The organism is Cupriavidus sp. IDO, assembly GCF_000812465.1.
In the GTDB taxonomy this organism is placed as follows: Bacteria; Pseudomonadota; Gammaproteobacteria; order Burkholderiales; family Burkholderiaceae; genus Cupriavidus.
The window spans coordinates 215,672-240,240 of record NZ_JWMA01000104.1 but is presented as its reverse complement, the minus strand read 5'-3'; the positions used below and the strand labels follow the sequence as shown (position 1 = coordinate 240,240).

Here is a 24,569-nt window from a genome sequence, read left to right as displayed (position 1 = left end):
CCTCCGTCGCACAGTTTTTTCGCATTACCTGTCATACCGGCGCGCACCGGAATTTATTCCCGATGACAGCGATTCGCTAAAAATAGGCTGCAACGGGAATAAACTGACCGAAGCGTCGGTATACCGGTAGATGCGCCACCGGGACCGGCGCCCAAACCGACCAAGGCACGCATGCATCCCGCATCCGACGAACGCCACCGCTTCGACGAACTGGTGCTCCCCCACCTGGATGCCGCCTACAACCTCGCCCGCTGGTTGTCGGGCAGCGCCAGCGATGCCGACGACGTGGTCCAGGAGGCCTTTTTGCGCGCATACCGGCTGTTTGGCAGTTTCCACGGCGACCAGCCACGGCCATGGCTGCTGGCGATCGTGCGCAATACCTGGTTCACCGCCTGCCAGAAACGCAAGGCGGGCGGCGAGGTGTGCGCCTATGACGACCTGCACGAGAACCAGCCCCTCCCGGCCTGGCACGATGGCCAGGACAGCCCCGAGCAATGGCTGCTGCGGCAGGAAGACGTGAGGCTGGTACACCGCGCGCTGGAGCAGTTGCCCGTGGCATTCCGCGAAGTACTGGTCCTGCGCGAACTGGAGGAACTGCCCTACCGCGATATCGCGCGCGTGGCGGATATCGCCATCGGCACGGTGATGTCGCGGCTGGCGCGCGGGCGGCGGATGCTGGCGGCGGCAGTCACCGCGCTGCGGCATGAGGGAACTACACAAGCGCCGTCACGTGCCCACGCACCATCCGGCGCGCTGGCGCCGGCACAGCGCCCCGCCGGGGAGACAGGCCATGGACTGCAATGACGTTTGCGAACTGCTTCCCGCCTGCGCCGATAACGAACTCGGTGCGGCGGATAGCCTGCGCCTGGAGCAGCACCTGGCGAAATGTGCCGCATGTGCGGCGGAACTCAGCCGCCTGCGCGCGCTAAGCGCGGCTGTGCGTCAAGGCGCCACCTATCACCATGCGAGCCCCGCGCTGCGCGCCCGGCTCGCCGCGGCACTGCCGGCACCCGCCACGACGCCCACCGACCAGGCGAAGCGCCCGCGCTGGCTCGACTGGTTCGCCTGGCGCCCGGCATTCAATGCCAGCATGGCGGCGGTGACGGTGGCATCGCTGGCGTTCGGGCTGACGCTGTTCATGCAGCAGGAATCGCCACAGGACGCCTTGGCCCGCGAACTCGTCAGCAGCCACGTGCGCGCGTTGATCGCCGACCACGCCATCGACGTCGTCTCCACCGATCGCCATACAGTCAAGCCGTGGTTCAACGGCCGGCTTGACTACGCGCCGCCGGTCCATGACCTGGCGGCCGAGGGCTTTCCGCTCGCCGGCGGGCGGCTCGACTACATCCACGGGCAACGGGTGGCGGTGCTGGTCTACCGGCGCAACCAGCATCCGATCGATGTCTTCGTGCTGCCCGGTGCGGGCAAGGGGAAACCGGATGCCGATATCGAAGGCGCGCTGGCCCGGCAGGGATATCAGATCGAGCGCTGGCAGGCGGGGGGCATGGACTACTGGGCGGTGACCGATGCCTCGGCGGCCGACCTGCGCCGCTTCGGCAAGGCGTGGCGCATGGCCGACGGCGCGCAATAAGAACCCATTTCATAATGGGTTCTAAAGCGCGCCGCCAGCCACGGCAGGCGAAACGCTTACGCCATCACAAACGGCAACTGCCGCTGGCGCTTGCCGGTCAGCGTGAACAGCGCGTTGGCCACGGCGGGGGCAATCGGCGGCACGCCCGGCTCGCCAAGGCCGGTCGGGTTGTCCTGCGAAGGCACGAAGAACACCTCCACCACCGGCGCATCGGTAATGCGCGGCGGCGGATAGTCCGGGAAGTTGCTGTTCTTCACCGCGCCGTTCTCGATGTCGAGGGCAAACCCGGGCTTGATCATCGCCAGCCCGAACACGCAAGCGCCCTGGATCTGCGCCTCTGCCGACATCGGGTTGACCACCCGATTGGCATGCACGCCAGCCGTGACACGATGCACGCGCGGCTCTCCCTTCACTACCGACACCTCGACCACGTAGGCCACCGCCGTATCGAACGACTCATGCAGGGCCACGCCCCAGGCATGGCCCTTGGGCAGCTTGCGCTTGCCGTAGCCAGACTTCAGCACCGCCAGCTGCAGCGCGGCGCGATGACGCGCGTGCTTCGCTTCATCCAGCCGCGCCAGGCGGTAGGCCACCGGATCCTGTTTGGCGGCGGCGGCCAGCTCGTCCGCCAGCGTCTCCTTGACGAAGGCCGTGTGGGTATTGCCGACCGAGCGCCACCACAGCACCGGCACGTCGACCTGAGGATGGTGGACGGAGAGCTGCAGCGGCAGGTTGTAGTCGTTCTCCACGATGCCTTCGGTCATGGTCGCGTCCACGCCGTTCTTGACCATGAAGGACTCGAACGGCGTGCCCTTCAGGATCGACTGCCCGACGATGGTGTGCTGCCAGCCCAGCACCTTGCCCTGCGCATCCAGGCCGATGCGCGCGCGGTGCACGTGCAGCGGACGGTAGTAGCCGCCGCGGATATCGTCTTCGCGGCTCCACATCACCTTGAGCGGCTCGGTGTGGCCGCTGGCGATCCATGCGCGCAGCACGTTGGCGGCTTCGACGACGTAGTCGGACGTCGGCACCGCGCGCCGGCCAAAGCCGCCGCCCGCCATCATGGTGTTGAGCGTGACCTTGTCCGGGCTCAGCTCCAGCACGCGTGCAATGGCGGCCTGGTCCACGGTCTGGAACTGCGAGCCCACCCACACCTTGACGCTCTGCGCCTTCTTGCCCGTGATCTCCGCCTGCATGGTGCAGTTCAGCGGTTCCATCGGGGCGTGCGCGAGATACGGGAAGCGGTAGTCGGCCTCGATCTTGCGCGCCGCACCGTTGACGGCGGCGCCGATGTCGCCCTCGCCGGCACGCGCCACTGTGCCGGGCTGGCCGGCAAGCTTCGCGTATTCGTCGAACAAGGCCTGCGACGAAACCTTCGAGCCCGTGTCTTCCCATTCGATCTGCAACGCATCGCGCCCCTGCTTGGCCGGCCAGTAGCCATCGGCCACCACCGCCACGCCGGTACCGCCGCGATCCACCGGCACCAGCATCACGTCGCTCACGCCCTTGATGGCGCGCGCCTTGTCGGCATTGAATGATTTGACCTTGCCGCCAAAGCGCGGCGGACGCGCCACCACCGCGACCATCATGTCCTTCAGGCGCGTGTCGATGCCGAACGCGGTGGTGCCCTCCAGCTTGCCGCGCGAATCCAGCCGCGGCGTGGGCTTGCCGATCAGCCGGAACTGCGACGGGTCCTTGAGCGTGACCTGCTGCGGCACCGGCAGCGCCATCGCAGCCTGCGCCAGTTCGCCGAAGGTGGCGCGGTGGCTGCCGGACGTGATCACGCCCTGCTCCACCTTGCAGCTGGACGGGTCCACCTTCCACTGCTGTGCGGCTGCCGCCACCAGCATCGCGCGGGCGCGGGCGCCCAGTTCGCGGTATTGCTGGAAGGAGTGATTGAGCGCGGTCGAGCCGCCGGTCATCTGCAGGCCAAAGGCCGGATCCTTGTAAGCATCGCCTGCGGGCGCGAGCGCGCCGCGCACGTTGCCCCAGTCGGCATCCAGTTCGTCGGCCAGCGCCATCGGCAGCGCGGTATGCACACCCTGGCCGAATTCGAGGCGGTTCACCGCGATGGTGACCGTGTTGTCCGGCGAGATGACGAGAAACGCCTGGGGCGGCGAGGCCGGCGCCTTGGGCGCGGCTTCCTGTGCCGATGCCAGGGCCGGCACCAGGCCCAGCGCAAACCCGCCGCCCGCCAGGCCGGTCAGCTTGAGAAAGCCGCGGCGGTCGAGCATGGCCGCACCCTCGCCGGGCACAGGGCCGGCACTGCCGCCTTGGCCACCGGCCAGGGCTTCGATTCCACGAATACGCATGACTGGTTCCTCCGTGCTCAGCCCAGCGCCCGGGCGGCATCCTTGATCGCCGCGCGGATCCGCTGGTAGGTGCCGCAGCGGCACAGGTTGCCCGCCATGGCCTGGTCGATGTCGGCATCGGTCGGCCGCGGCTTGGCACGCAGCAGGCCGACGGCGCTCATCACCTGGCCGTTCTGGCAGTAGCCGCACTGGGCCACGTCATGCCTGAGCCAGGCATCGAGCACGGCGCGGCCGACTTTATCGGTGCTTACACCTTCGATGGTCGTGATGCGCGCGCCGGCTGCCGCGGAGACCGGCGTAACGCAGCTGCGCGTGGCCTGTCCGTTGATATGCACGGTGCAGGCGCCGCAGGCGGCCATGCCGCAGCCGAACTTGGTGCCGGTCATGTCAAGGTTGTCGCGCAGCGCCCACAGGAGCGGCGTGGAGGGATCAACGTCGACTTCCTGCGACTTGCCGTTGATATTGAGGGTAGTCATGGGGGACACTCCTTGGGTGCGTTGCCCGCTGGTCGTTCGCCACTTGCAATCCGCGCCAGGGCGGGAAGCGGTGGAGCAGTGAGGATAGTGCAATTCCGGTCACCTTGCCTCGCGCCGCCCGGCTTGCACGAACTTTGTGCGAACGGCCGTTGTCAGTCTGGGAGTCAGGTCTTTCCGATTTCCGCTGCCGAAACAGTGTCCCTCACTATTCCAGATCGATCGATTTCGACGCTCGACAGCATCCAGGCGCTGCGCGGGCTTGCCGCGGCCTATGTCGTGGTCTACCACTCCGGCCTGACGCTGGGCGGGCCGGATGCCCCGGTGCTGGCGTGGATCACGGCCAACTTCATCAAGCGCGGGCATGTCGGCGTGGATGTCTTCTTTGTCATCAGCGGCTTCATCATCGCCTGGGTGGCCGTGCTGGCCCGGCCGCGGCCGGAGTCGGCGCTGAGCTTTGTCATCCGCCGCGCCTGCCGGCTGGCGCCGCCGTACTGGACGATGTCCGCGCTGCACGCGCTGCTGCTCAATCCGGTGACGCCGGCGGTGTTTGCCGCGTCGCTGGCCTTTATCCCGACCGACGCCGCTCACGCGCCCTACTATGGCTATCCCGCGCTGTACGTGGGCTGGTCGCTCAACTACGAGATGGCATTCTATGGCGCGTTCGCGCTTGGCCTCTGGCTCGCGGGCAGGCGTGCGCTGCTGGTCGTGCTGGCGGTGTTCGCGGTCACGACGCTGCTGCTGCCATGTTGGCGATTTGGCGGGCTGGTGGCCGATCCGGCGCAGGGCTACCCGTTTGCGTCGCCATGGATGGCAATGGCGAGCAATCCGCTGGTGCTCGAGTTCCTGCTGGGCTGCATGCTGGCGTGGGCATATTCGCGCTGGCGCCACCGGCTGCGGCCTGGCCTGGCGCTGGTCATGCTGGCGGCCGGCCTCGCGTGGTTCCTGGCGTCTCTGGTCATGGTGGGGCCGGACTTCAGCCTGTCCGGCCGCGGCCTGCCCGCCGGGGCAATGCTGGCCGGCCTGGTGGCGGCCGAACACACCGGCATGCTGCGCGTGCCACGCTCGCTGGTGTGGCTGGGCGAGCTGTCGTACGCGCTCTACCTGACCCACCCCACCGTGATCGAGGCCGTCAAGCGTCTGACGCCCGAGCTCGCGCCGGACCAGTACGGCATGCAGCTGGCCCGCTTCGCGCTCGATGCCGGCCCGGCGCTCGGGCTGGCCTGGCTGCTGCACCGCTGGGTCGAACTGCCGGGCATTGCAGCCGGGCGGCGCTGGGCGCGGCGCGGGAACTGATCGCCGGCAGCACCGCATCAGCGCGACGGCAGGCCACTCAGGTACAGGTAGACGGCAGTCAGTTCGGTGTCATTCATGCGGCCGAAGGAATCGAACGGCATGACGCGGCTCACTTCGCTGCCGTCGGGCCGTTTGCCGCTGCGCATCATGGCGATAAACGCCGAGGCATGGCCATAGCGCGCCATGGCGCCTCCCGAGACCGGGCGCAGGTCCGCTGCGGGCGGCCAGTCCGGCGGCGCGCCCGCGATCTTGCCGCCGCGCAATTCGGGGCCGTGGCAGCCCAGGCAGGCATTGGCGACATAGCCGCCGTACTGCGCGGTGGCGGCCTGCGCCATCGGCGGCGAGGCCGGCAGGCTGTGGTCGATCTTTGCGGCAGCATCGTTGATCACCCCCACGCCATACAGCGCGCGCACAAACCACGGCAGCCGGATATCGGCCGGCGCCCCCATGCCGGGCGGCAGGCTGCGCACGTAAGCCACCAGCGCGGCGAGGTCGTCGTCGCTCAGGCGGTTATAGTCCTCGCTCGGCATGATCAGCAGCGGGCGGCCGGTAGGCGCCACGCCGTGGCGAATGCTGCGTACCCAGTCGACAGGCTGGTAGCGCGCCATCTCCGGATTGCCGCTGGTCAGGTCCGGCGCGCGTACCGTCAGGCCGCCGGGATCGTCGAAGACCTGGCGCCCGCCGGCGCCGGCGCCGTGGCATTCCATGCAGCCGCGCGACTCGTACAGGTACTTGCCTTGGGCAATGCTCGCGGCGTCATCCCGAAAGGCCACCGGCGCTACGTCGACTTCCACGGTGCGGCTGGCCTTGCGCTCGCCGACCAGCACGGCACCATAGATCGCCGCGGCCACAATGATGCCGACGCCGACCAGCCCCAACGCTGCCATGCGCAGAACTCGTGCCATGCCTCTTCCCCCCACATGCCGCGCACGTGGCACGGATGCGCCGATTGCAGCCAATGGGCGCATGTCTGTCTGTTGGGCAGTACACATAGGGGCGCGGCACACCGGTCTGGCCGGCCGCCGCTCAGGCCAGTCCGGCCGGGGCGCGGTCGATAAAGCCAGTCATGGCCTGCAGCCTCCCGTCCGCGGACACGGTAGCGAAGTCGGTTCCCACTACCAATGCAGCTTCGCCGGCCGGGCCGAGTTCCCAGGTGAAGCGCAGGTGGCCGCCATGCGCGTCGACCGGCGTCACGCGGGTAAAGCGGAAGCCAGGAAAGCGCGATTGCACCGCAGCAATCATCGCGTCGATGCCGGCATGCCCGTCGCCGCGCATCAGCGGATCGACGTAGCTGGCCGATTCGGTCCAGGTATGCCCGATCAGTTCGCGGCGGCGCGCGGCGTCGGTCTCGTTCCAGGCCGCGAGGTAGCGGTCGGCCAGGGCGGTCAGGTCGGTGGCGGCGAGGTTGGCAGACATGGCGTTCTCCTTGAGGATGGCGGGTGAACAGCAGGAATGACTGCATGATGGGCGCCGCCGTGCGGCGGCGCGATTACCCGTGAGGTCATCGTGCCGGCTGCCTGCATGGCGGCCGCCCCTACCAAAAAATCGCGGTCAGCACCAGTGGTAACAGGGCCCCCACCTGCCCCCTGTCTTTCGCCTGGCCGGCATGGCCGCGCCGCTACAGTGGTGACTACGCTGGCCAGGGGTCCGTCCGCGTGCGCCCGCCACCCGGTCGCGCGCCCCGCCTCGCCAGTTCCGGCATCTCAACCCGATCCGCACAGCCAGAGTAAAGCCTTTGTCCATGACGCCCGACACGGCAGCCCCCTCCCTTTCCGCCCCGCCGCGCCGCTGGCAGCCGTTACTGCTGACCGGGCTCGGCTACTTTGTCCTGGCCGCCGCCGGTATCTGGCTGGCGCGCCTGCCGGGCAACGTCGCCGCGCTGTGGCTGCCGAACGCGTTCGGACTGGGCGTGCTGCTGCACCGTCCGCGCTCCGAAGCACCGTGGCTGCTGGGCGCCATGCTGGCCGCGAACCTGCTGGCAAACGGCCTGGCGCATGACAGCCTCGCCGTGGCGCTGATGCTGGCCGCGGCCAACCTGATCGAGATCGCCTGCTCCGCCCGCCTGCTGCGCCTTGTCGCCGCGCATGTCACGATCGTGCGCGCCGGCCCGCTTGCCAGCTTTGCCGTGACGCTGGGGGTGGCGGGCATGGTCGGCCCGGCCCTGGGCGCCTTCGTCGGCGCGACCGCGGTTTCCTATGCCTATGGCAGCAGCTTCGCGACCGTGTGGTGGACCTGGTGGCAGGCCGGCGCGCTGGGCATGGTCGTGCTGCTGCCGCTGGTGCTTGCCGTCAGCTACGTGCGAGTGCGCGCCACCTTTGCCCGCCCGATGCGGGCGCCGCTGGCCGGCCTGCTGGCGCTGAGCCTAGCAACCGGCGTGGTGGCGCTGTGGCAGGGCCATGATCCCTTTGTCGCGATGTCGCTGCCGCTGGTGCTGGTGGCACTGATGGGCAATCCGTTTGCCACGGCGCTGCTGTCCCTGCTGGCAACGCTGTCGGTGGAAGCGCTGTCCGTGCTGAACGATGCGCACCGGTCAGTGCCGCTGTCGGCGGCGCTGATCATGGTGTTCCCGATCTGCATCGCCTTCCTGACTGAACAGAACCGGCACGGGCGCGCCAGCCTGCGCAGCAGCGAGCGCCGCTTCCGCCAGGCCATGGAGCACTCGGCCATCGGCATGGCGCTCACCGGGCTGGACGGGCACTGGGAGACGGTCAACCGGGCCATGTCCGAGCTGCTGGGCTACAGCAGTTCGGAATTGCGCGCGATGACTTTCCAGCAGATCACGCATCCGGACGACCTGTCCGCCGACCTGCGCCAGCATGACCGGCTGCTGGCCGGCGAGATCGAGTCCTACCGCATGGAAAAGCGCTTCCGGCACAAGGACGGCAACTACCGCTGGGCGCTGCTGGCGGTATCGCTGGTGCGCGACGAGCACAGCGGCCGCCCGCTGCATTTCATCGCGCAGGTGGAAGACATCCACACCCGCAAGCTGGCGCAGGAACAGCTCGAGCAGTTGTCGCGGCGCATCCAGCTGGCGGTGGAAGCCGGCGGCGTCGGCATCTGGGAATGGGATTTCACCAGCGCCGGCATTACGTGGGATGCGCGCATGCACGCCCTGCACGGGACCGACCCGGCGCGCGGCGCGCCGGTGCTGGCGCAGTGGATTGCGATGCTGCACACGGAAGACGTCAGCCGCGTCAGCGGCGAGATGCGCCAGGCCATTCGCGGCCAGCAGCCGTTCGATACGGAGTACCGCATCGTGCGTCCCGGAGGCGAAATCCGGCATGTGCGCGCCATGGCCATGGTCACGCGGCATGAGGACGGCAGCGCCCATGCGCTGGTGGGCACCAACTGGGACATTACCGAGCAGCGGCACCTGACCGCCGCGCTGTTCGAGGAAAAGGAGCGGCTGCAGATCACGCTGCGCTCGATCGGCGACGCGGTGATCTGCACCGATGCCGGCATGCGCGTGTCGTTCATGAACCCGATCGCCGAGCAGCTCACCGGCTGGACCATGGCAAGCGCGTCGGGCCTGCCGCTGGAGCAGGTCTTCCGCATTGTCGACGAAGAGACGGGCCTGCCTATCCCCAGCCCGGTCGAAGCCTGCCTGCAGACGCTGGCCCCGGCCTACCTGCAGGAAGGCGCGGTGCTGCAGAGCCTGACCGGCGAACGCCACGACGTGCAGGACTCGGCCGCGCCGGTGCTGACCAGCAACGGCGGCGTGCTGGGCGCGGTGCTGGTGTTCCAGGACATCACCACCGCCCGCGCGCTGCAGCGCGAGCTGGCGCATTCGGCCATGCACGACGCGCTGACCGGCCTGCCCAACCGCACCTGGTTCGAAAAACGCCTGCGCGAGGCCTGCGAAGCCGCGCGCCTGCAGGGGCATCACGGCGCGTTGTGCTTTATCGACCTGGACCGCTTCAAGATCGTCAACGACACCGCCGGCCACGGTGCCGGCGACGTGCTGCTGCGCGAGCTGAGCTATGTGATCCGCAACCGCGTGCGCCCGGACGACCTGCTGGCGCGCCTCGGCGGCGACGAATTCGCCCTGCTGCTCAAGGATTGCACCGTGGACCAGGCCGAGCAGGTCTGCCACGACGTCATCGACGCCATCCGCAGCCGGCGTTTCCCGTGGGACGGCCGCGTCTACGACGTGGGCGCCAGCATCGGCATTGCCGCCATCGACCACGAAGTGCCGCCCGTCAGCGAGCTGATGAGCCGCGCCGACGTGGCCTGCTACGCCGCCAAGGCGGCCGGGCGCAGCCGCGTGTCGGTCTATCGCCGCGACGAGAGCGATGCCCGCCGCCATCACCGGGAACTGGAGGTTGCGGCCGGCATCCACTCGGCGCTGGAAGGCAACCGCTTCCGCCTGTTCGCGCAGGAGATCCGGGCGCTGCAGCGCTGCGATACCGACAAGCAGCACGTGGAGATCCTGGTCCGGATGGTGGACGAGGACGGCGAGATGATCCTGCCGGGCGCCTTCATTCCGGCCGCCGAGCGCTACGACCTGATGGGCCATATCGACCGCTGGGTCATCCGCAATGTGCTGGGTGGCTATGGCGAGCGGCTGCGGGCTGTGCCGGGGCTGTCGGTGTCGATCAACCTGTCGGCGAACTCGCTGGACGAGCCCTTCCTGCTGCCCTTCCTGCATGCAGAGCTGCAGGCGTCGGCATTGCCGGCGCACCGCATCCGGCTTGAAATCACCGAAACCGCCCTGATCAACAATATGGCCGCGGCGACCCGCGTGGTGTCGGAAATGCGCAGCACCGGCTGTACGGTGGCGCTGGACGATTTCGGTTCCGGGCTGTCCTCGTTTGCCTACCTGAAGCAGTTCCCGGTCGACTTCCTGAAGATCGACGGCAGCTTTATCCGCCAGCTTGCCGACAATATGGTCGACCGCGAAATCGTCAGCTCGATCAACGACATCGGCCACCGGCTGGGCGTGCGCACCGTGGCCGAGTGGGTCGAGGACGAGCGCACCCTGAACGTGCTGCGCGCGATCGGCGTGGACTATGCGCAGGGCTACGCGATCGGGCGGCCGGTGCCGCTGGATGCGTTCCTCGAAAGTTGCAGCAACGGCACCCGCAGCGCGGCCTGAGGCGCGTCCGGAACCTTGTTTTCTGGCCCGGCGCGTGACACTGACAAGCGTCCGGGCCAGGTCATTTTCGCCCCAAAAAGCAAGGGTTAACACCTAGCCATGCGTTCGGATTCCCGAACGCGATCCGCCCGCCGCCGTACGGATTTACGGACAGTGCGTCGGACGCACATTGGATTCCCCTTTGTTTTCAGCGAGTTGCAGAGCCGCCCGGCGGCCCTGCAGCTGGCACGGCTCGTGCGATATAGGCCGCCGCTTACAGCGACAACAGGTCGGCCGGCGCGATTCCCCGTCACGCCGGCCCATGCCAAAAAACAAAGGAGGAAACACATGTCTGACCCCGCCTTGCCTCACCGCGCGTCCCACCCGTTCGCCGCACGGGCGAACCCCTGGCACCTGTTGCCCCGCTGACTCCGCTGGCTGAACCGGCCCCTCGCCGCTCGCGGCCGCCAATGCCGCCAGCCTTCCTAGCAATACAGCTGTCCGGCCCTTTCCGGGGACCGGGCGCAAGGCCTGACCCACGATGAAACTGAATCGACTGCCCACCCTGATCTTCATTGCGATGTTGCTTGGCGTGCTGGTCGGCACCGCCGCGCACAATATGGCGCCGGATGCCGCCACCGCGAAATCCATCGCGGACCATCTGTCCATCCTCACCGACGTGTTCCTGCGGATGATCAAGATGATCATCGGGCCGCTGGTATTTGCCACGCTGGTCGCCGGCATCGCCGGCATGGGCGACGGCCGCGCCGTCGGCCGCATCGGCCTGAAGGCGATGGCCTGGTTCATCGCCGCCTCGATCACCTCGCTGCTGCTGGGCCTGGTGATGGCCAACCTGCTCCATCCCGGCCATGGCATGAACCTGCCGCTGCCCGCCGCCGATGCCGCTTCGAACCTGAAGACCGGCGCGCTGAACCTGCGCGAATTCATCGCGCACATGTTCCCCAAGAGCTTCGTCGAAGCGATGGCCACCAACGAGATCCTGCAGATCGTGGTGTTTTCGCTGTTCTTCGGCTTTGCGCTCGGCACCGTCAAGGACGGCGTGGGCAAGCCCGTACTGCAAGGCATCGAAGGCCTCGGCCACGTGATGCTGAAGGTCACCAACTATGTGATGGCGTTCGCGCCGGTGGGCGTGTTCGGCGCCATCTCCGCGGTTATCACCGCGCAGGGCCTGGGCGTGCTGACCGTCTACGCCAAGCTGCTGGGCAGCCTGTACCTGGCGCTGGCGCTGCTGTGGATCGCGCTGATCGCCGGCGGCTACTTCTTCCTGGGCCGCGACATCTTCCGCCTGCTGCGCATGATGCGCGCGCCGCTGATGATCGGCTTCGCCACGGCCAGCAGCGAATCGGCCTACCCGAAGGTGATCGAGCAGCTGACCCGCTTCGGCGTGAAAGAGCGCATCACGGGCTTCGTGCTGCCGCTGGGCTACTCGTTCAACCTGGACGGCTCGATCATGTACACCTCGTTCGCGGCGCTGTTCGTGGCCCAGGTGTACGGCATCCAGCTGTCGCTCAGCCAGCAGATCACCATGCTGCTGGTCCTGCTTGTCACCAGCAAGGGCATCGCCGGCGTGCCGCGCGCCTCGCTGGTAGTGGTCGCCGCCGTGCTGCCGATGTTCGGCCTGCCGGAGGCCGGCATCCTGCTGGTGCTGGGTATCGACCACATCCTGGACATGGGTCGCACCGTGACCAATGTGCTTGGCAATGCAATTGCCACCACCGTCGTCGCCAAAAGCGAAGGCGCCATCGGCGCGCCGGTACTGTCCGACGAGGATGAACCCGTCGCGGACACCACCACCGGCCTGGCACCCGCTCAGGTTGTGGCGAGCAAGTAAGCCAGTCTGCTCCGCCAGCGTGCCAGGGCCCGGCTGCCGATCAGGTAGCCGGGCCTTTTTTCTAGTTCTTCGCCGATTTGTGGGGCTGGGGTCTTGAAGGGGCCGCTGCTGGTGCGCCTGAGGTTGGTGGCTGCGGCTGGCCGCTGTCGAGAGTCGACGGCCTCAGGTCTCGCCCCTGAAGGGGCTCACTACGATAAGACTGGCCGTCTGCCGAGGACAGTAAGGCGCTTTTTGCCTCCTTTTTGGCGCCGTCAAAAAGGAGGTCGCCGGCTACTCCGGCGAAACAGCAGCGCTTCCAAGAACCCAATCCCGATATCCGGCGAAGAACCTTTTTCCATGGCCGAGCTACCGGTAGTCCGGTCCCGCCTCCCGGGTGTGGTAAAAGTACGCAGCCTCGGCACCGGAAGCCGCCATCGAACCGCCTCGCATCCTTCCGCGCCGGGCCGCCTTGCCATCTGCCTTACCAAACACTTCATGACCGGCCCGCTCGATTCCGCCAGCGACCAGAACCGCCCACCCTCTTTCCGCCTGCCTCATGCGCTGCGCGGCGCGGCGCCGCTTCTCGCCCTGCTGGCGCTGGCGGCCATCGTCGGCGTGGCGGGCTGGCTTGGCTACCGCCTCAGCTACGACACCGCGCTGGCACGGCAGGCCGAGCGCGGACAGGTGCAACTGCGCCTGTATGCGCAGGCGCTGGAAAGCGAGCTGGCGCACTACGACTACGTGCCGAGCCTGCTGACGCTGGACCAGAACATCAGCGCACTGCTGGCGCGCCCGGGCGATCCGGCCCGCGTGGCGAAGGCCAACGAATACCTGTCTGCCCTGAACACCCGCGCCGGCACGCGCGTGGTGTACGTGCTGGATGCGCACGGCAAGGTGCTGGCCACCAGCAACTGGCAGCGCCCGGACAGCTACCTGGGCGAGGACCTGAGCTTCCGCCCCTACTTCCAGTCCGCCATCGACGGCCAGCTTGGCCGCTTCTACGGCGTGGGCACCACGCGCAGCGAGTCGGGCTACTACCTGTCCGCGCCGCTGGGCAACCGCGACAAGCCGGCCGGCGTGGCCGTGGTCAAGATCGGGCTGGAGCCACTGGAAAACCGCTGGCAGGGCGCCGACAGCCAGATGCTGCTCGCCGACGAGAACGGCGTGGTGATCCTGGCCTCCGACCCCTCCTGGAAGCTGGCGGCGCTGCGCACCATTGCGCCCGAGACCCGCGACCGTCTGGCGCGCAGCCTGCAGTACAACCGGGCGCCGCTGCCGCAACTGCCGCTGGCGACCGTGCGGGTGCTCGGCAACGGCAGCGATGCGCTGGTGCGCCTGCGCCAGGGCCCGCCGATGCTGGCGCAGAATGCCGCGCTACCCGGCACCGACTGGCAGCTGACACTGCTCTCTAACACCTCGCAGGCGCGCGTTGCCGCCCTCAACAGCGCCGCGCTCGCCGGCGTGCTCACGGCGTTCGTGCTGCTGCTCGCGGCCGCCTGGAACGTTCGGCGCCGCATCGTCGGCGAACGGCTGGCCGCGCGCGCCGCGCTGGAAGCCGCCAACAGCGAACTCGAACGCAAGGTGGCCGAACGCACCGCCGACCTGTCCTCCGCCAACCAGCGGCTGCAGGCCGAGGTGGCCGAGCGCATCCGCACCGAAGCCGTGCTGCGCCAGGCGCAGGACGGTCTGCTGCAGGCCGGCAAGCTTGCCGCGGTGGGCCAGATGTCGACCGGCATTGCGCACGAGCTGAACCAGCCGCTGGCGGCGCTGCGCACGATCTCCGGCAATACCTGCAAGTTCATGGATCGTGGCGACTACGCCACCGTCCGGGCCAACCTCGACACCATCATCGGCCTGGTCGAGCGGATGGGCCGCATCACCGGCGCGCTCAAGTCGTTCGCGCGCAAGGGGGGCAACGGCAAGCGCAGCGCGGTGCTGGCCGAGGCCGTCGACAATGCGCTGTTCCTGCTCGATACCCGTGTCGAAGCCGCGCATCCGGACCTGCAGCGCGACATCGACCCGTCGCTGGCGGTGGCGTGCGACCCCAACCGGCTGGAGCAGGTTCTGGTCAACCTGATCGGCAACGCGCTGGACGCCGTGGCCGGGCGCGCGGCGCCGGTGATTTCGCTGCATACCAGCGTGACTGGCGACATGGTCCACCTGACCGTGCGCGATAACGGCCAGGGCCTGTCCGAAGAAGCCTTCTCGCGCCTGTTCGAGCCGTTCTTCACGACCAAGCCGGCCGGAGAGGGACTGGGGCTGGGCCTGACGCTTTCGGCCGGCATCCTCAACGAGAATGGCGGCAGCCTGTCCGCCACCAACCATCCGGACGGCGGTGCTTGCTTTACGCTGGTGCTCCCGCTGGCCCGCCAGGATGTGACGCATGCCGGCTGAACTTACCGTTCTGATCGTCGAGGATGACGCCGACGTCCGGCTCGGCTGCGAGCAGGCGCTGCGGCTCGAAGGCATCGCCACGCGTGGCGTGGGCAGCGCCGAAGCCGCATTGCGCGAAGTTGGCGCCGGCTTTTGCGGCATCGTGGTCAGCGATATCCGCCTGCCCGGCATCGACGGCATGGCGCTGCTCTCGCAATTGCGAGAACGCGATCCGTCGCTGCCGGTCATCATGATCACCGGCCATGGAGACGTGGCGCTGGCGGTGCAGGCGATGAAGCAAGGCGCCTATGACTTCCTGGAAAAGCCGTTCTCGCCCGAGCAGCTGGTCGATGCCGCGCGCCGCGCGCTGGAGCAGCGCAAGCTGGCGCTGGAGGTAGCCGAGTTGCGCGAGCGCCTCGCCGGCCGCGAGAAACTGGAAGCCCGCCTGATCGGGCACTCCCCCGCCACCGAACGCCTGCGCCGGCTGATCGCCGACCTGGCCGGCACCTCCGCCAACGTGCTGATCCACGGCGAGACCGGCACCGGCAAGGAACTGGTGGCGCGCTGCCTGCATGAGGCCAGCCAGCGCCACAAACGCCACTTCGTCGCCATCAATTGCGGCGGCCTGCCGGAGCAGTTGTTCGAGAGCGAGATCTTCGGCCACGAGGCCGGGTCGTTCACCGGCGCCGCGCGCAAGCGCATCGGCAAGATCGAGCACGCCGAGGGCGGCACCCTGTTCCTCGACGAAATCGAAAGCATGCCGATGCCGCTGCAGATCAAGCTGCTGCGGGTGCTGCAGGAGCGCGTGGTGGAGCGGCTGGGCTCCAACCAGCCGGTGCCGGTCGACGCCCGTGTGGTGGCAGCCACCAAGGCCGACCTGAGGACCCTGTCCGATGCCGGCCAGTTCCGTTCGGACCTGTACTACCGCCTGAACGTGATCACGCTGGAATTGCCGCCGCTGCGGGAGCGACGCGAAGACGTGCCGCTATTGTTCGAACACTTCGTCGCACAGGCCGCGCTGCGCTTCGAGCGCGAAGCCGTGCCGGCCAGCCCGGCCGAGCTGGCCGCGCTGGTCGCTTATCCGTGGCCGGGGAACGTGCGCGAACTGCGCAACCTGGCCGAGCGCCATGTGCTTGGCCTTGGCTGCAACCCCGGACATGGGACCGACACGCCCGCCGCGCTGCCGCTGGCGCAGGCCGTCGAACAGTTCGAGCGGGCCCTGATCGCCGACGCCATGCGCCGCCACGACGGCAACCTCAGCCGCGCCAGCGAGGCGCTTGGGGTGGCCAAGACCACGCTGTTCGACAAGGTACGCAAGCACGGCCTCTGATCTCTGCCGTGTACGGGAACCACGCTCGGGCAGGCCTGTCTCCATACAGGAACGCCAATCTCCGCGCGCAAGGTGTGACCGATATTCGACTTACACCAATGTGCGCCAAAGTACAAAAATGTGAGTCAAATGTTGTTTCTTCTCACTTATATTATGTGCACTAAGGCATATTATTGGCTTCCGTAAAACCGGAGTCCCCGGGCGCACAAAAGTGACAAAGATCACAGGCATCCGCGGAATAACAAAAACGGCAGATAAGCAGCAATCAGCAACTGCAGCCCGATCGGCAGGGGAGCGGATCGGCACACAGGGTCACGAAACCATTGGCAGCCGGCATATCGAACGCGGCGCAACCGCCTGGCGCACAACGCGTCGGCCGGCGTCCGCGGGCGCGGCTGCCATCAGGACTACGGGTGATTGGATGAAACTGGATCCGGCACTGGCCGAAAAGCCTTACTACAGCACGCGTACAGCGGCGAAACTGCTCAATGTGTCGTTGGGCACCGTTCAGAAGATGGTCGAACGCGGCGAGCTTGGCGCCTGGAAGACCAATGGCGGCCACCGCCGCATTCACAAGGAGACCGTGCATCGCCTGCTGGCGACCCGCATCGGGCAGGAGACACCATCCCCACACGGGCTCGACCTCGTGGTATTCCATCCAAACCACCAGGAAGCACAGCGTATCCACAGCCAGCTGGCCAAGTGGGGCCTGCCGCTCAAGAGCGTGGTGGTGGACGACGTGCTCGACACGGTCATCACCTCGGTCAGTTCGCATCCGCGCGTAGTGCTCTACTACGTGGACGAACTGAACGACGCGGAATCCGCGACCATCGAAAAGCTTCAGAACTTCTTTGCCAGCCAGCATGTGATCTTTGCCGTCATCACCAACCGGCAGGCTTATGAAGGCGTGGCGGACGCGCTGCAGCATTGGGGCATTATGGTGTTTCTGAAGACGCCGTCGCTGGAGGAAGTGAAGGGATTTCTGCGTGCGCAGTTGATGATGGGGCGGGCTGGGTGATTGAGGTGGTGGCGACTTGCTCGAGAAGGCCGATTTGAGGTTGGTGGCTGCGGTTTGGCCCTGTCGTTGCTCTAAGGCCCCGTTTCGCCCGGCAGGGCGAAACGGGGCGGTCGACCATCGACAGCGCCAAACCGCAGCCACCAACCCCAGCCGCAAACCCTCAAGCCACCGCCACCTCCCTCACCCCAACCTCGCCGCCAGCCTGCGCCTCAGTCATCCAGCCATAAAGATTACGCGGATCCGGCGGCATCGCCACCAGTTCGATATGCTGGCCGGCATGGTGCGCATGGGATGCCGCATACAGCCACCGCAGCGCCGAATAATCTTCCAGCGCAAACCCCACCGAATCGAATATCGTCACCTCGTCCGCCGCCGCGCGTCCGGGCGCGTGGCCGGCAAGCACCTGCCACAGCTCGGTCACGGGCGCGTCAGCCGGCAGTTGCTGGATTTCGCCTTCGAGCCGCGTCTGCGGTGCGTACTCCACCACGATCCGTGCGCCCTCCAGGATGGCCGGATGCAGCTCGGTCTTGCCCGGGCAATCGCCGCCAATCGCATTCAGGTGTACGCCTGGCTGCACCATGTCCGGCGTCAGGATGGTCGCGCGGGTCTTGTCGGCGGTGACGGTCGACACGATATCGGCGCCCGCCAGCGCCGCGCGCACCGACTTCACCGGCACGATCGTCAGGCCGGGCACACCGGCCATGTTGCGGACCAGCTTTGCGGTGGCATGGGGATCGATGTCGTAGGCGCGGATCTCGCTCACGCCCAGCAAGGCATGGAACGCCAGCGACTGGAATTCCGCCTGTGCGCCGTTGCCGATCAGCGCCATGGTGGCGGCGCCGTGCCGCGTCATGGCGCGGGCGGCCAGCGCCGAGGTGGCTGCCGTGCGCAAGGCAGTGGCCAGCGTCAGGTCGGCCAGCATCAGCGGAAAGCCGGTCTCCACCTCGGCCAGCATGCCGCAGGCCATCACGGTCGGCATGGCGTGCTGTGCATTGCGCGGATGCCCGTTGACATACTTGAAGGCGTACTGGACGCCGTCGGTGACTGGCATCAGCTCGATCACGCCGAGCGGCGAATGGCTCGCGAGCCGCGCGGACTTTTCGAATGACTCCCAGCGCAGGAAGTCCTGCCGGATGTGGTCGGCCAGTTGCACGATGGCGGCCTGCACACCGATGCCGCCCACCAGGCGGGCGACGTCGGTGGCGTCCAGGAAGCGCGTCATGGCGGTTTCTTTCATGATGGTTTCCTCGCTAATTCATTCCTCGCTCGTTCATGCCAATGTCAGGCGGCGGCGGCCGCGCCGGCCGCGGCCGTCACGCCGCTGCTGCGATCCAGGCGCAGCGTCATGCAGTAGGCGCCCCCGCCCGACAGCATGAACGGCGACAGGTCGACTTCGCGCAGGTGGTAGCCGCGCCCGCCCAGCTCCGCACGCAGGTGCGGCGTGGTGCGGGTCATCACGACCTGGTCGTGCAGGTTGACGGCGTTCACGCTGAAATGGCGCAGGTCGTCCTCGGTGGCCTCGATGCGCAGGTGGGCCGGCACGCGTGCGCGCAGGTCGCGCAGCGACGCTTCGGTAAAGGCAGGCGGGTAGTACAGAACCTCGCCGCCCGACAGCGGGCAGAAGCACACGTCCAGGTGATAGCTTTGCTCCGTGGCCAGCTCCAGCGCGACCACCTCGCGGTCGAAATGCGCGGACATCGCGTCCGCCGCGACACGCGAGGATCGCGGGCCGAATCCCGCCCAGAAATGCCCGCGGCCGGCATCCCAGATGCAGTCGCCGGCGCCTTCCTGGTAACAGCCTTCAGGCAGCGTCGTCACCTCGTCCAGCAGGCCGCGCTGGCGGAGGTTCTCGAAGATCTGTTCGAACGGTACTTCCTCGCCGCGCCGCTGCGGATAACGGAACCGTGCGAGCACGGCCCGGCCGTCCAGCACCACGGCGGCGTTGGCCGGGAACACCATGTCGGGCAGCCCGGGGGCGCCCGGCGCGGCCTCGACCGTGAATCCGGCTTGCTGCAGCGCAGCGTGCAGCGATTCGAAGGCACGCGTGGCATTGCGGTGCATGCCGCGCGGATCGCGCGCCCAACTGGCCGGATCCATCCACGGATTGATGCTGTAGGACACGTCATAGAAAGTCGGTTCGACAAGCAGGATCGTGGGGGTAGTGATCACGGCGGCTCCTTTTGAAGGTGATGGGTTGCGGGGCTTAATCGCGCTTCGGTTGCGCTTCGGTTGCTTGAATTCTCGTGCAAGGTCGGGTTAACTAATAGCCAGCAACTTGCGCAAAATGCGCGCAGCATCTTGCAAATCGCCAGCACAATTCAGCGCTTTGCAAGATACGCATCGATAACCCGAGAAAACGCCCCGAATGGATGCCACCGATCAACAACTGCTCGCCCTGCTGCGCGACAACGCGCGCACGCCCGTCACGGCGCTGGCCCAGGCCCTGCGCGTGTCGCGCGCCACGGTCCAGAACCGGATCGACAAGCTGGAACAGGAAGGCGTGATCGTCGGCTACACCGTGCGCCTGCGGCCGGAGGCCGAGGCGCACCGGATTCGCGCATGGATGACGGTGGCGGTGGAAGGGAACAAGGCGCGCACCGTGCTGCAGGCACTGCGCGGCGAGCCCAACGTGCAGGCGCTGCACACCACCAACGGACGGTGGGACATCATTGCCGAGCTGCGGGCCGATACGCTGGAGGCGTTCGACCGCACGCTGGACCGGATCCGGCTGATCGATGGCATCAGCGCCACCGAGACCAGCATCCTGTTGTCGACCTACAAGCTATAGCTAAGCAGCTGTCAGGCGGCTGCCGCGCCGCGCAGGCGCTCGCGCCTGGACTCCTCATGGAAGACATGGCCGCTTGGCCGCAGCAGGTCGCGCAAGGAGACGATGCCGACCAGCTTCATGGTTTCGTGGCTTTCCACCACGGGCAGCCGCGCGACGCTGAGTTCGGCCATGCTGCCCGCTGCCACGCGCGCGGTCTGTGCCGGCACCAGCACCTGCGCCGCGGCGGTCAGCAGATCGCGGCAGCGCAGCCCGGCCGGGACCTCGCCGGCGGCTACCCCGCGGATAGCGGCGCGATCAAGCATGCCCAGCACGCGCGCGCCGGACACCACCGGGTAAGCCCGGTGCGCGGCATGCTCGCCGAAGTAGCGGGCGATGGCCTCGGCCACCGGCAGGTCGGCGTCAATCGACACCACGTCGCGCGTCATCAGTTCGGCCACATGGGCGCGCTCGAGCGGATCGACGCCGTACTCCCTGTAGATATGCAGGCCGCGCCGTGCAATCTTTTCGGTCATGATCGAGCGCTTCATGGTGAGCACCGAGAAACCGTAGGCCACGGCCGTGGTCAGCAGCAGCGGCAGCAAGGCCTCGGTGTCGTGCGTCAGCCCGAAGGCGAACACGATCGCGGTCAGCGGCGCGCCGAGCACGCTGCCCAGCACGCCTGCCATGCAGACCAGCGCCCACATCTGCGGCGAGCCGCCCGGCAGCCACGGCGCCAGGACCACGCCCAGCCCTGCGCCGAGCATCAGCAGCGGCGCCAGCACCCCGCCCGAGGTGCCTGAGCCCAGTGCCGCGATCCAGATCAGCGCCTTGACCGTCAGCAGCGCCACGGCCACGCCAACGGCGATGTGGTTGTTGAGCAGGTCGCCAATCACGTCGTAACCCACGCCCAGGGCGCGCGGCTCGAAGTAGCCGCCGATCCCGACCAGCAGGCCGCCGATGGCCGGCCACCACATCCAGTGCAGGGGCAGGCGCCCGAAGGCATCTTCCGTCCGGTACAGGGTCAGCGTCAGCGCGGCGCCCAGTGCACCGCACAACAAGCCGGCCACCACGCAGGAGCCAAGCGCGATGGTGCTGGCGGGCGCGGTCTGCAGCGGGAACAGCGGGCCGGACTCAAAGAAGAACGGACGCAGGAAGCCTGCCACCGCGCAAGCCAGCGCCACCGGCAGCAGGCTGCGCGGGCGCAGTTCGAACAGCAGCAGTTCGATCGCCAGCAGCACTGCCGCCACAGGCGTGCCGAAGATAGCCGTCATGCCCGCGCAGGCGCCCGCCACCAGCAGCGACTTGCGCTCGCCGGCCGTGAGGTGCAGGTATTGCGCCAGCAGCGAGGCCAGCGAGCCGCCCGTCATGATGATCGGCCCTTCCGCGCCAAACGGTCCGCCGCTGCCGATCACGATGCCGGAAGACAGCGGCTTGAGCACGGCCACGCGCGGCGACATCTTGCTCTTGCCGAACAGCACCGCTTCGATGGCCTCGGGAATGCCGTGGCCGCGGATCTTGTCGCTGCCGTAGCGGGCCATCAGCCCGACCACCAGCCCGCCGATGGCCGGCACCGCAATCACCCATGCGCCCAGCGCATGGTGTGCCGGCGAGCGATCGGCCAGCGACAGGGACTGGTAGAAGAACAGGTTGGTGAAGAACCGGATCAGGTTCAGCAGAACGTCCGCGGCCACGGTGCTGATCGCCCCGATCAGCAAGGCAATGGCTGACAGCATCAGCAAGCGCCGGTTGACGGTGTAATCGCGTTTCTCGAAATGCATTGGGGGCGAACTCCTGGCTTCCTTATTTTGCGGCATAGCAGCAAAACCGGCCGCCGCCTGAGGCGGCCAAATATATCACCACGTGATATATTGCGCGAACCATTCCAACGCGCCCCCGTTCCCGAATGCCCAGCGCCCCCTTTACCTCCAACTTTGCGCAGACTGCCCGTGCCTGGCTGCGCACATTCGTACCCCTTCCGATCTCTGCGAGCCGCCGCGAGCGCATCAAGAGTTGCATCGGCGCGCTGCTGGGACTCTTCCTTACCGAATGGATCAGCCGCCAGACTCTGGGCGGATTCAACCCGTGGTTCGTCGCGCCGATGGGGGCTTCGGCCGTGCTGCTGTTCGCGGTGCCGTCGAGCCCGCTGGCGCAGCCCTGGTCGATCATCGGCGGCAACCTGGTTGCGGCGCTGATTGGCGTGGCCTGCGCGCGCTGGATTTCGGACCCGGGACTGGCGGCCGCCACGGCGGTCGCCCTGGCGATTGCGCTGATGTTCCAGTTCCGCTGCGTGCACCCGCCCAGCGGTGCGGTCGCCATCACGGCGGTGTTTGGCGGCCCGGCGGTCCATGCGCTCGGCTTCGGCTTTGTGGTGGTGCCCGTCCTGTTCAACTCGATGCTGCTATTGCTGATGGCGCTGGCCTTCAACAATCTGTCGCGGCGCCGCTACCCGCACCGTCCGCCCGAGCCCGCGGTGCAGCATCACACCCGCGACGTGCCGCCCACCCAGCGCGTGGGCTTCACCCGCGCCGACCTGGATGCGGCGTTGCAGGCGCGCGGCGAGTTCCTCGATATCGAAGAAGATGATCTCGAGGCCATCCTGGTAGCGGCGCAGTTGCGCGCCTACCGGCGCCGTTTCGGCAACGTGCTCTGTGCCGACATCATGTCGCGCGATATCGTCACCGTACGCCCCGAGCAACCCGCCAGCGAAGCCTCGCACCTGCTCGCGCGGCACCGCATCAAGGCGCTGCCGGTGGTGGACGAGCACCGCAGGCTCGAAGGCATCATCACCCAGAGCGATTTCTTTGCCGCGCAGCGCGACACCGGCGCGCGCCGGCTGGCCGGCACCGTGCGCCAACTGATGACGCGTGCCGTGGTAACGGCCCGCGCCGACCAGCCCATGGTCGAACTGGCCCAGGCGTTCTCCGACGGCGGGCTGCACCATGCACCGGTCATCGACGAGCATCGCCACGTGGTAGGCATGGTCACGCAATCGGACCTGGTTGCAGCGCTGCTCAAGGACGGCGCGATGGCGGCGGCGGACTGATCCGCCGCCCCACCTGGGCTTCCCGATCCCCCACGGACGCAGGCCGGTTGCCCGCGTCCGGCCCTCGCCCCTCCCTCCCCCGGCACGCCCGTCCGCGGCGCGCAGCCAATTGCCGCAAGGCGCTGTTCAATGTCACCCGGCTATGGCACTGTAAGTTGCGTCGGTGCGGCGCAACAGAACCGCCCATGGCGTCTGCTGCACTTGCGAACTTGTAACAAGACACTGGCTGGCGCGCGACCGACCTAGGCTATATTTACGGCGTTTCCGTCACACCGGCTGCCTGAGGAGGTGCCCCCAATGAGTTCAGGCCAACTAATTGAAAAGATCGCCGCGGTCTTTGCGCTGATCATCCTGATCGGCGGCTCGCTGCTGGTGCTGGCGCCATTCACCACCGCTTTGCTGTGGGGCGCGATCCTGGCCTTCAGTTCCTGGCATCCTTATTCGGTCCTGTCGCGCTGGCTTGGCAACCGGCGCAGCCTGGCCGCGCTGATCTGCGTGCTGCTCGCGTCCGTGGTCGTGCTGGGCCCGTTCGTCTATGCCGGCGCCAGCTTTTCGGCGCATATCGACGAGCTCTCGGCCCTGGTCGACCGCTATGTCGAGCAAGGCATCCCCCAGTTGCCGGACTGGCTGAGCAGCCTGCCCTATGTCGGCTCGTACCTGCAGTCTTCCTGGAGCCAGCTGGGCCACGCCGATTCCGAGATGGTGGCCAACCTGCGCAAGCTGATCGCGCCCGTCGGCCATGTGCTGCTGGGCGCCGGCCTCTCGATCGGCGCCGGGCTGGGCCAGCTGGCGCTGTCGATCATCCTGGCGTTCTTCTTCTATACCGGCGGTGAATTCGCCGTGGCCTGGCTGCGCGCGGGCATGCGCCGCATCGCCGGCGAACGCGCCGACCACCTGCTGTCGCTGGCCGGCAGCACTGTCAAGGGCGTGGTCTACGGCGTGCTCGGCACGGCCTTCATCCAGGCTGTGCTTGCCGGCATCGGCTTCTGGATTGCGGGCGTGCCGGGCGCGGCCATCCTCGGCTTTGTCACGTTCTTCCTGTCGGTGATCCCGGTCGGGCCGCCCCTGGTCTGGCTGCCGGCCGCGCTGTGGCTGTACCACACCGGGGCCACCGGCTGGGCCATCTTCCTGGTGATATGGGGCGTGGCAGTGGTGAGCATGGCGGATAACATCGTCAAGCCGCTGCTAATCAGCAAGGGCACCGGGATGCCGCTGATATGGATCATGATGGGCGTGCTCGGCGGCGCGCTGGCGTTCGGCTTCCTCGGCGTGTTCATCGGCCCGACCCTGCTGGCGGTGGCCTATGCGCTGCTGCGCGACTGGACCGTCGGCTCCTACAGCGGTGTAGCGATGGGTGAACCGTCACCGGTTGCGCCCGCTGAGACCCTGCCCGCCACCACCGACAACCCCGACGTGCCCGCCGTGGCCCCGGGCAAGCATACGGGCTGAGCCGCCTCACGC

18 protein-coding genes are annotated in these 24,569 nt (G+C 67.7%); 11 read left to right on the top strand and 7 right to left on the bottom strand.

Annotated features, from left to right (window positions below; all coding sequences use genetic code 11):
- The first annotated feature begins 171 nt into the window (after positions 1-171).
- Together RM96_RS25830 and RM96_RS25825 are read left to right on the top strand one after the other, a co-directional pair.
- The gene (locus RM96_RS25830; RefSeq protein WP_039014559.1) at positions 172-804 is read left to right on the top strand and encodes an RNA polymerase sigma factor; all 633 of its coding nucleotides are present in this window, start codon (positions 172-174) and stop codon (positions 802-804) included.
- The gene (locus RM96_RS25825; RefSeq protein WP_039014558.1) at positions 791-1,591 is read left to right on the top strand and encodes an anti-sigma factor family protein; all 801 of its coding nucleotides are present in this window, start codon (positions 791-793) and stop codon (positions 1,589-1,591) included. The genes RM96_RS25830 and RM96_RS25825 overlap by 14 nt, the downstream gene beginning before the upstream one ends.
- A 56-nt stretch (positions 1,592-1,647) precedes the next feature.
- Here the strand turns inward: RM96_RS25825 and RM96_RS25820 are convergent, their stop codons facing one another.
- Entirely contained in the window at positions 1,648-3,903 is a 2,256-nt protein-coding gene (locus tag RM96_RS25820) for a xanthine dehydrogenase family protein molybdopterin-binding subunit (RefSeq protein WP_039014557.1), read from the bottom strand.
- A 17-nt stretch (positions 3,904-3,920) separates the two neighbouring features.
- Entirely contained in the window at positions 3,921-4,379 is a 459-nt protein-coding gene (locus tag RM96_RS25815) for a (2Fe-2S)-binding protein (protein WP_039014556.1), read from the bottom strand.
- 195 nt (positions 4,380-4,574) lie between these two features.
- Between RM96_RS25815 and RM96_RS25810 the strand changes: the two genes are divergently transcribed.
- Entirely contained in the window at positions 4,575-5,672 is a 1,098-nt protein-coding gene (locus RM96_RS25810) for an acyltransferase family protein (protein ID WP_052279738.1), read from the top strand.
- Positions 5,673-5,689: 17 nt separating this feature from the next.
- Here RM96_RS25810 and RM96_RS25805 read toward each other — a convergent pair whose 3' ends face one another.
- Together RM96_RS25805 and RM96_RS25800 are read right to left on the bottom strand one after the other, a co-directional pair.
- Positions 5,690-6,577 carry a c-type cytochrome gene (locus RM96_RS25805; RefSeq protein ID WP_039014555.1) on the bottom strand — a complete coding sequence of 296 codons (888 nt, stop codon included), beginning with the start codon at positions 6,575-6,577 and terminating at the stop codon, positions 5,690-5,692.
- Between the two features lie 121 nt (positions 6,578-6,698).
- Positions 6,699-7,088, bottom strand: coding sequence for a nuclear transport factor 2 family protein (locus RM96_RS25800; RefSeq protein ID WP_039014554.1), 390 nt, complete (start codon positions 7,086-7,088; stop codon positions 6,699-6,701).
- A gap of 325 nt (positions 7,089-7,413) precedes the next feature.
- On the opposite strand from RM96_RS25800, the gene RM96_RS25795 reads away from it, so the two are divergent.
- From RM96_RS25795 to RM96_RS25775, 5 genes are all read left to right on the top strand, one after another.
- Positions 7,414-10,767 carry a diguanylate cyclase gene (locus RM96_RS25795; protein WP_039014553.1) on the top strand — a complete coding sequence of 1,118 codons (3,354 nt, stop codon included), beginning with the start codon at positions 7,414-7,416 and terminating at the stop codon, positions 10,765-10,767.
- A 520-nt stretch (positions 10,768-11,287) separates the two neighbouring features.
- Positions 11,288-12,598, top strand: coding sequence for a dicarboxylate/amino acid:cation symporter (locus RM96_RS25790; protein ID WP_039014552.1), 1,311 nt, complete (start codon positions 11,288-11,290; stop codon positions 12,596-12,598).
- A 474-nt stretch (positions 12,599-13,072) separates the two neighbouring features.
- Positions 13,073-14,971, top strand: a complete 1,899-nt coding sequence (locus RM96_RS25785; protein ID WP_039014551.1) for a sensor histidine kinase — start codon at positions 13,073-13,075, stop codon at positions 14,969-14,971.
- On the top strand, positions 14,961-16,280 hold the full coding sequence (locus RM96_RS25780) for a sigma-54-dependent transcriptional regulator (RefSeq protein WP_039014550.1): 1,320 nt from the start codon (positions 14,961-14,963) through the stop codon (positions 16,278-16,280). Before RM96_RS25785 ends, RM96_RS25780 begins: the two co-directional genes overlap by 11 nt.
- Positions 16,281-16,701: 421 nt before the next feature.
- Complete coding sequence (locus RM96_RS25775; protein ID WP_039014549.1) at positions 16,702-17,298, top strand: helix-turn-helix domain-containing protein; 597 nt, start codon at positions 16,702-16,704, stop codon at positions 17,296-17,298.
- Between the two features lie 160 nt (positions 17,299-17,458).
- Here RM96_RS25775 and RM96_RS25770 read toward each other — a convergent pair whose 3' ends face one another.
- On the bottom strand, positions 17,459-18,535 hold the full coding sequence (locus RM96_RS25770) for an ornithine cyclodeaminase (RefSeq protein WP_039014548.1): 1,077 nt from the start codon (positions 18,533-18,535) through the stop codon (positions 17,459-17,461).
- Positions 18,536-18,579: 44 nt separating this feature from the next.
- Positions 18,580-19,467, bottom strand: a complete 888-nt coding sequence (locus tag RM96_RS25765; RefSeq protein ID WP_039014547.1) for a dimethylarginine dimethylaminohydrolase family protein — start codon at positions 19,465-19,467, stop codon at positions 18,580-18,582.
- 196 nt (positions 19,468-19,663) lie between these two features.
- Here RM96_RS25765 and RM96_RS25760 point away from each other — a divergent pair, with 196 nt between their 5' ends.
- Complete coding sequence (locus RM96_RS25760; protein WP_039014546.1) at positions 19,664-20,086, top strand: Lrp/AsnC family transcriptional regulator; 423 nt, start codon at positions 19,664-19,666, stop codon at positions 20,084-20,086.
- An 11-nt stretch (positions 20,087-20,097) separates the two neighbouring features.
- Here the strand turns inward: RM96_RS25760 and RM96_RS25755 are convergent, their stop codons facing one another.
- Positions 20,098-21,843, bottom strand: coding sequence for a chloride channel protein (locus RM96_RS25755; protein ID WP_152624206.1), 1,746 nt, complete (start codon positions 21,841-21,843; stop codon positions 20,098-20,100).
- 125 nt (positions 21,844-21,968) lie between these two features.
- Between RM96_RS25755 and RM96_RS25750 the strand changes: the two genes are divergently transcribed.
- Together RM96_RS25750 and RM96_RS25745 are read left to right on the top strand one after the other, a co-directional pair.
- The gene (locus RM96_RS25750) at positions 21,969-23,108 is read left to right on the top strand and encodes an HPP family protein (RefSeq protein WP_039014544.1); all 1,140 of its coding nucleotides are present in this window, start codon (positions 21,969-21,971) and stop codon (positions 23,106-23,108) included.
- A 297-nt stretch (positions 23,109-23,405) separates the two neighbouring features.
- Positions 23,406-24,557 carry an AI-2E family transporter gene (locus RM96_RS25745; protein ID WP_039014543.1) on the top strand — a complete coding sequence of 384 codons (1,152 nt, stop codon included), beginning with the start codon at positions 23,406-23,408 and terminating at the stop codon, positions 24,555-24,557.
- Positions 24,558-24,569: the final 12 nt, after the last annotated feature.

What these genes read in the sequence shown, in the direction of transcription:
- RM96_RS25805 (WP_039014555.1), bottom strand. Translation starts at nt 6,577, where the DNA reads ATGGCACGAGTTCTGCGCATGGCAGCGTTGGGGCTGGTCGGCGTCGGC.
- RM96_RS25815 (WP_039014556.1), bottom strand. Translation starts at nt 4,379, where the DNA reads ATGACTACCCTCAATATCAACGGCAAGTCGCAGGAAGTCGACGTTGAT.
- RM96_RS25790 (WP_039014552.1), top strand. Translation starts at nt 11,288, where the DNA reads ATGAAACTGAATCGACTGCCCACCCTGATCTTCATTGCGATGTTGCTT.
- RM96_RS25775 (WP_039014549.1), top strand. Translation starts at nt 16,702, where the DNA reads ATGAAACTGGATCCGGCACTGGCCGAAAAGCCTTACTACAGCACGCGT.
- RM96_RS25750 (WP_039014544.1), top strand. Translation starts at nt 21,969, where the DNA reads ATGCCCAGCGCCCCCTTTACCTCCAACTTTGCGCAGACTGCCCGTGCC.
- RM96_RS25820 (WP_039014557.1), bottom strand. Translation starts at nt 3,903, where the DNA reads ATGCGTATTCGTGGAATCGAAGCCCTGGCCGGTGGCCAAGGCGGCAGT.
- RM96_RS25825 (WP_039014558.1), top strand. Translation starts at nt 791, where the DNA reads ATGGACTGCAATGACGTTTGCGAACTGCTTCCCGCCTGCGCCGATAAC.
- RM96_RS25760 (WP_039014546.1), top strand. Translation starts at nt 19,664, where the DNA reads ATGGATGCCACCGATCAACAACTGCTCGCCCTGCTGCGCGACAACGCG.
- RM96_RS25770 (WP_039014548.1), bottom strand. Translation starts at nt 18,535, where the DNA reads ATGAAAGAAACCGCCATGACGCGCTTCCTGGACGCCACCGACGTCGCC.
- RM96_RS25785 (WP_039014551.1), top strand. Translation starts at nt 13,073, where the DNA reads ATGACCGGCCCGCTCGATTCCGCCAGCGACCAGAACCGCCCACCCTCT.
- RM96_RS25795 (WP_039014553.1), top strand. Translation starts at nt 7,414, where the DNA reads ATGACGCCCGACACGGCAGCCCCCTCCCTTTCCGCCCCGCCGCGCCGC.
- RM96_RS25745 (WP_039014543.1), top strand. Translation starts at nt 23,406, where the DNA reads ATGAGTTCAGGCCAACTAATTGAAAAGATCGCCGCGGTCTTTGCGCTG.
- RM96_RS25780 (WP_039014550.1), top strand. Translation starts at nt 14,961, where the DNA reads ATGCCGGCTGAACTTACCGTTCTGATCGTCGAGGATGACGCCGACGTC.
- RM96_RS25755 (WP_152624206.1), bottom strand. Translation starts at nt 21,843, where the DNA reads ATGCATTTCGAGAAACGCGATTACACCGTCAACCGGCGCTTGCTGATG.
- RM96_RS25800 (WP_039014554.1), bottom strand. Translation starts at nt 7,088, where the DNA reads ATGTCTGCCAACCTCGCCGCCACCGACCTGACCGCCCTGGCCGACCGC.
- RM96_RS25830 (WP_039014559.1), top strand. Translation starts at nt 172, where the DNA reads ATGCATCCCGCATCCGACGAACGCCACCGCTTCGACGAACTGGTGCTC.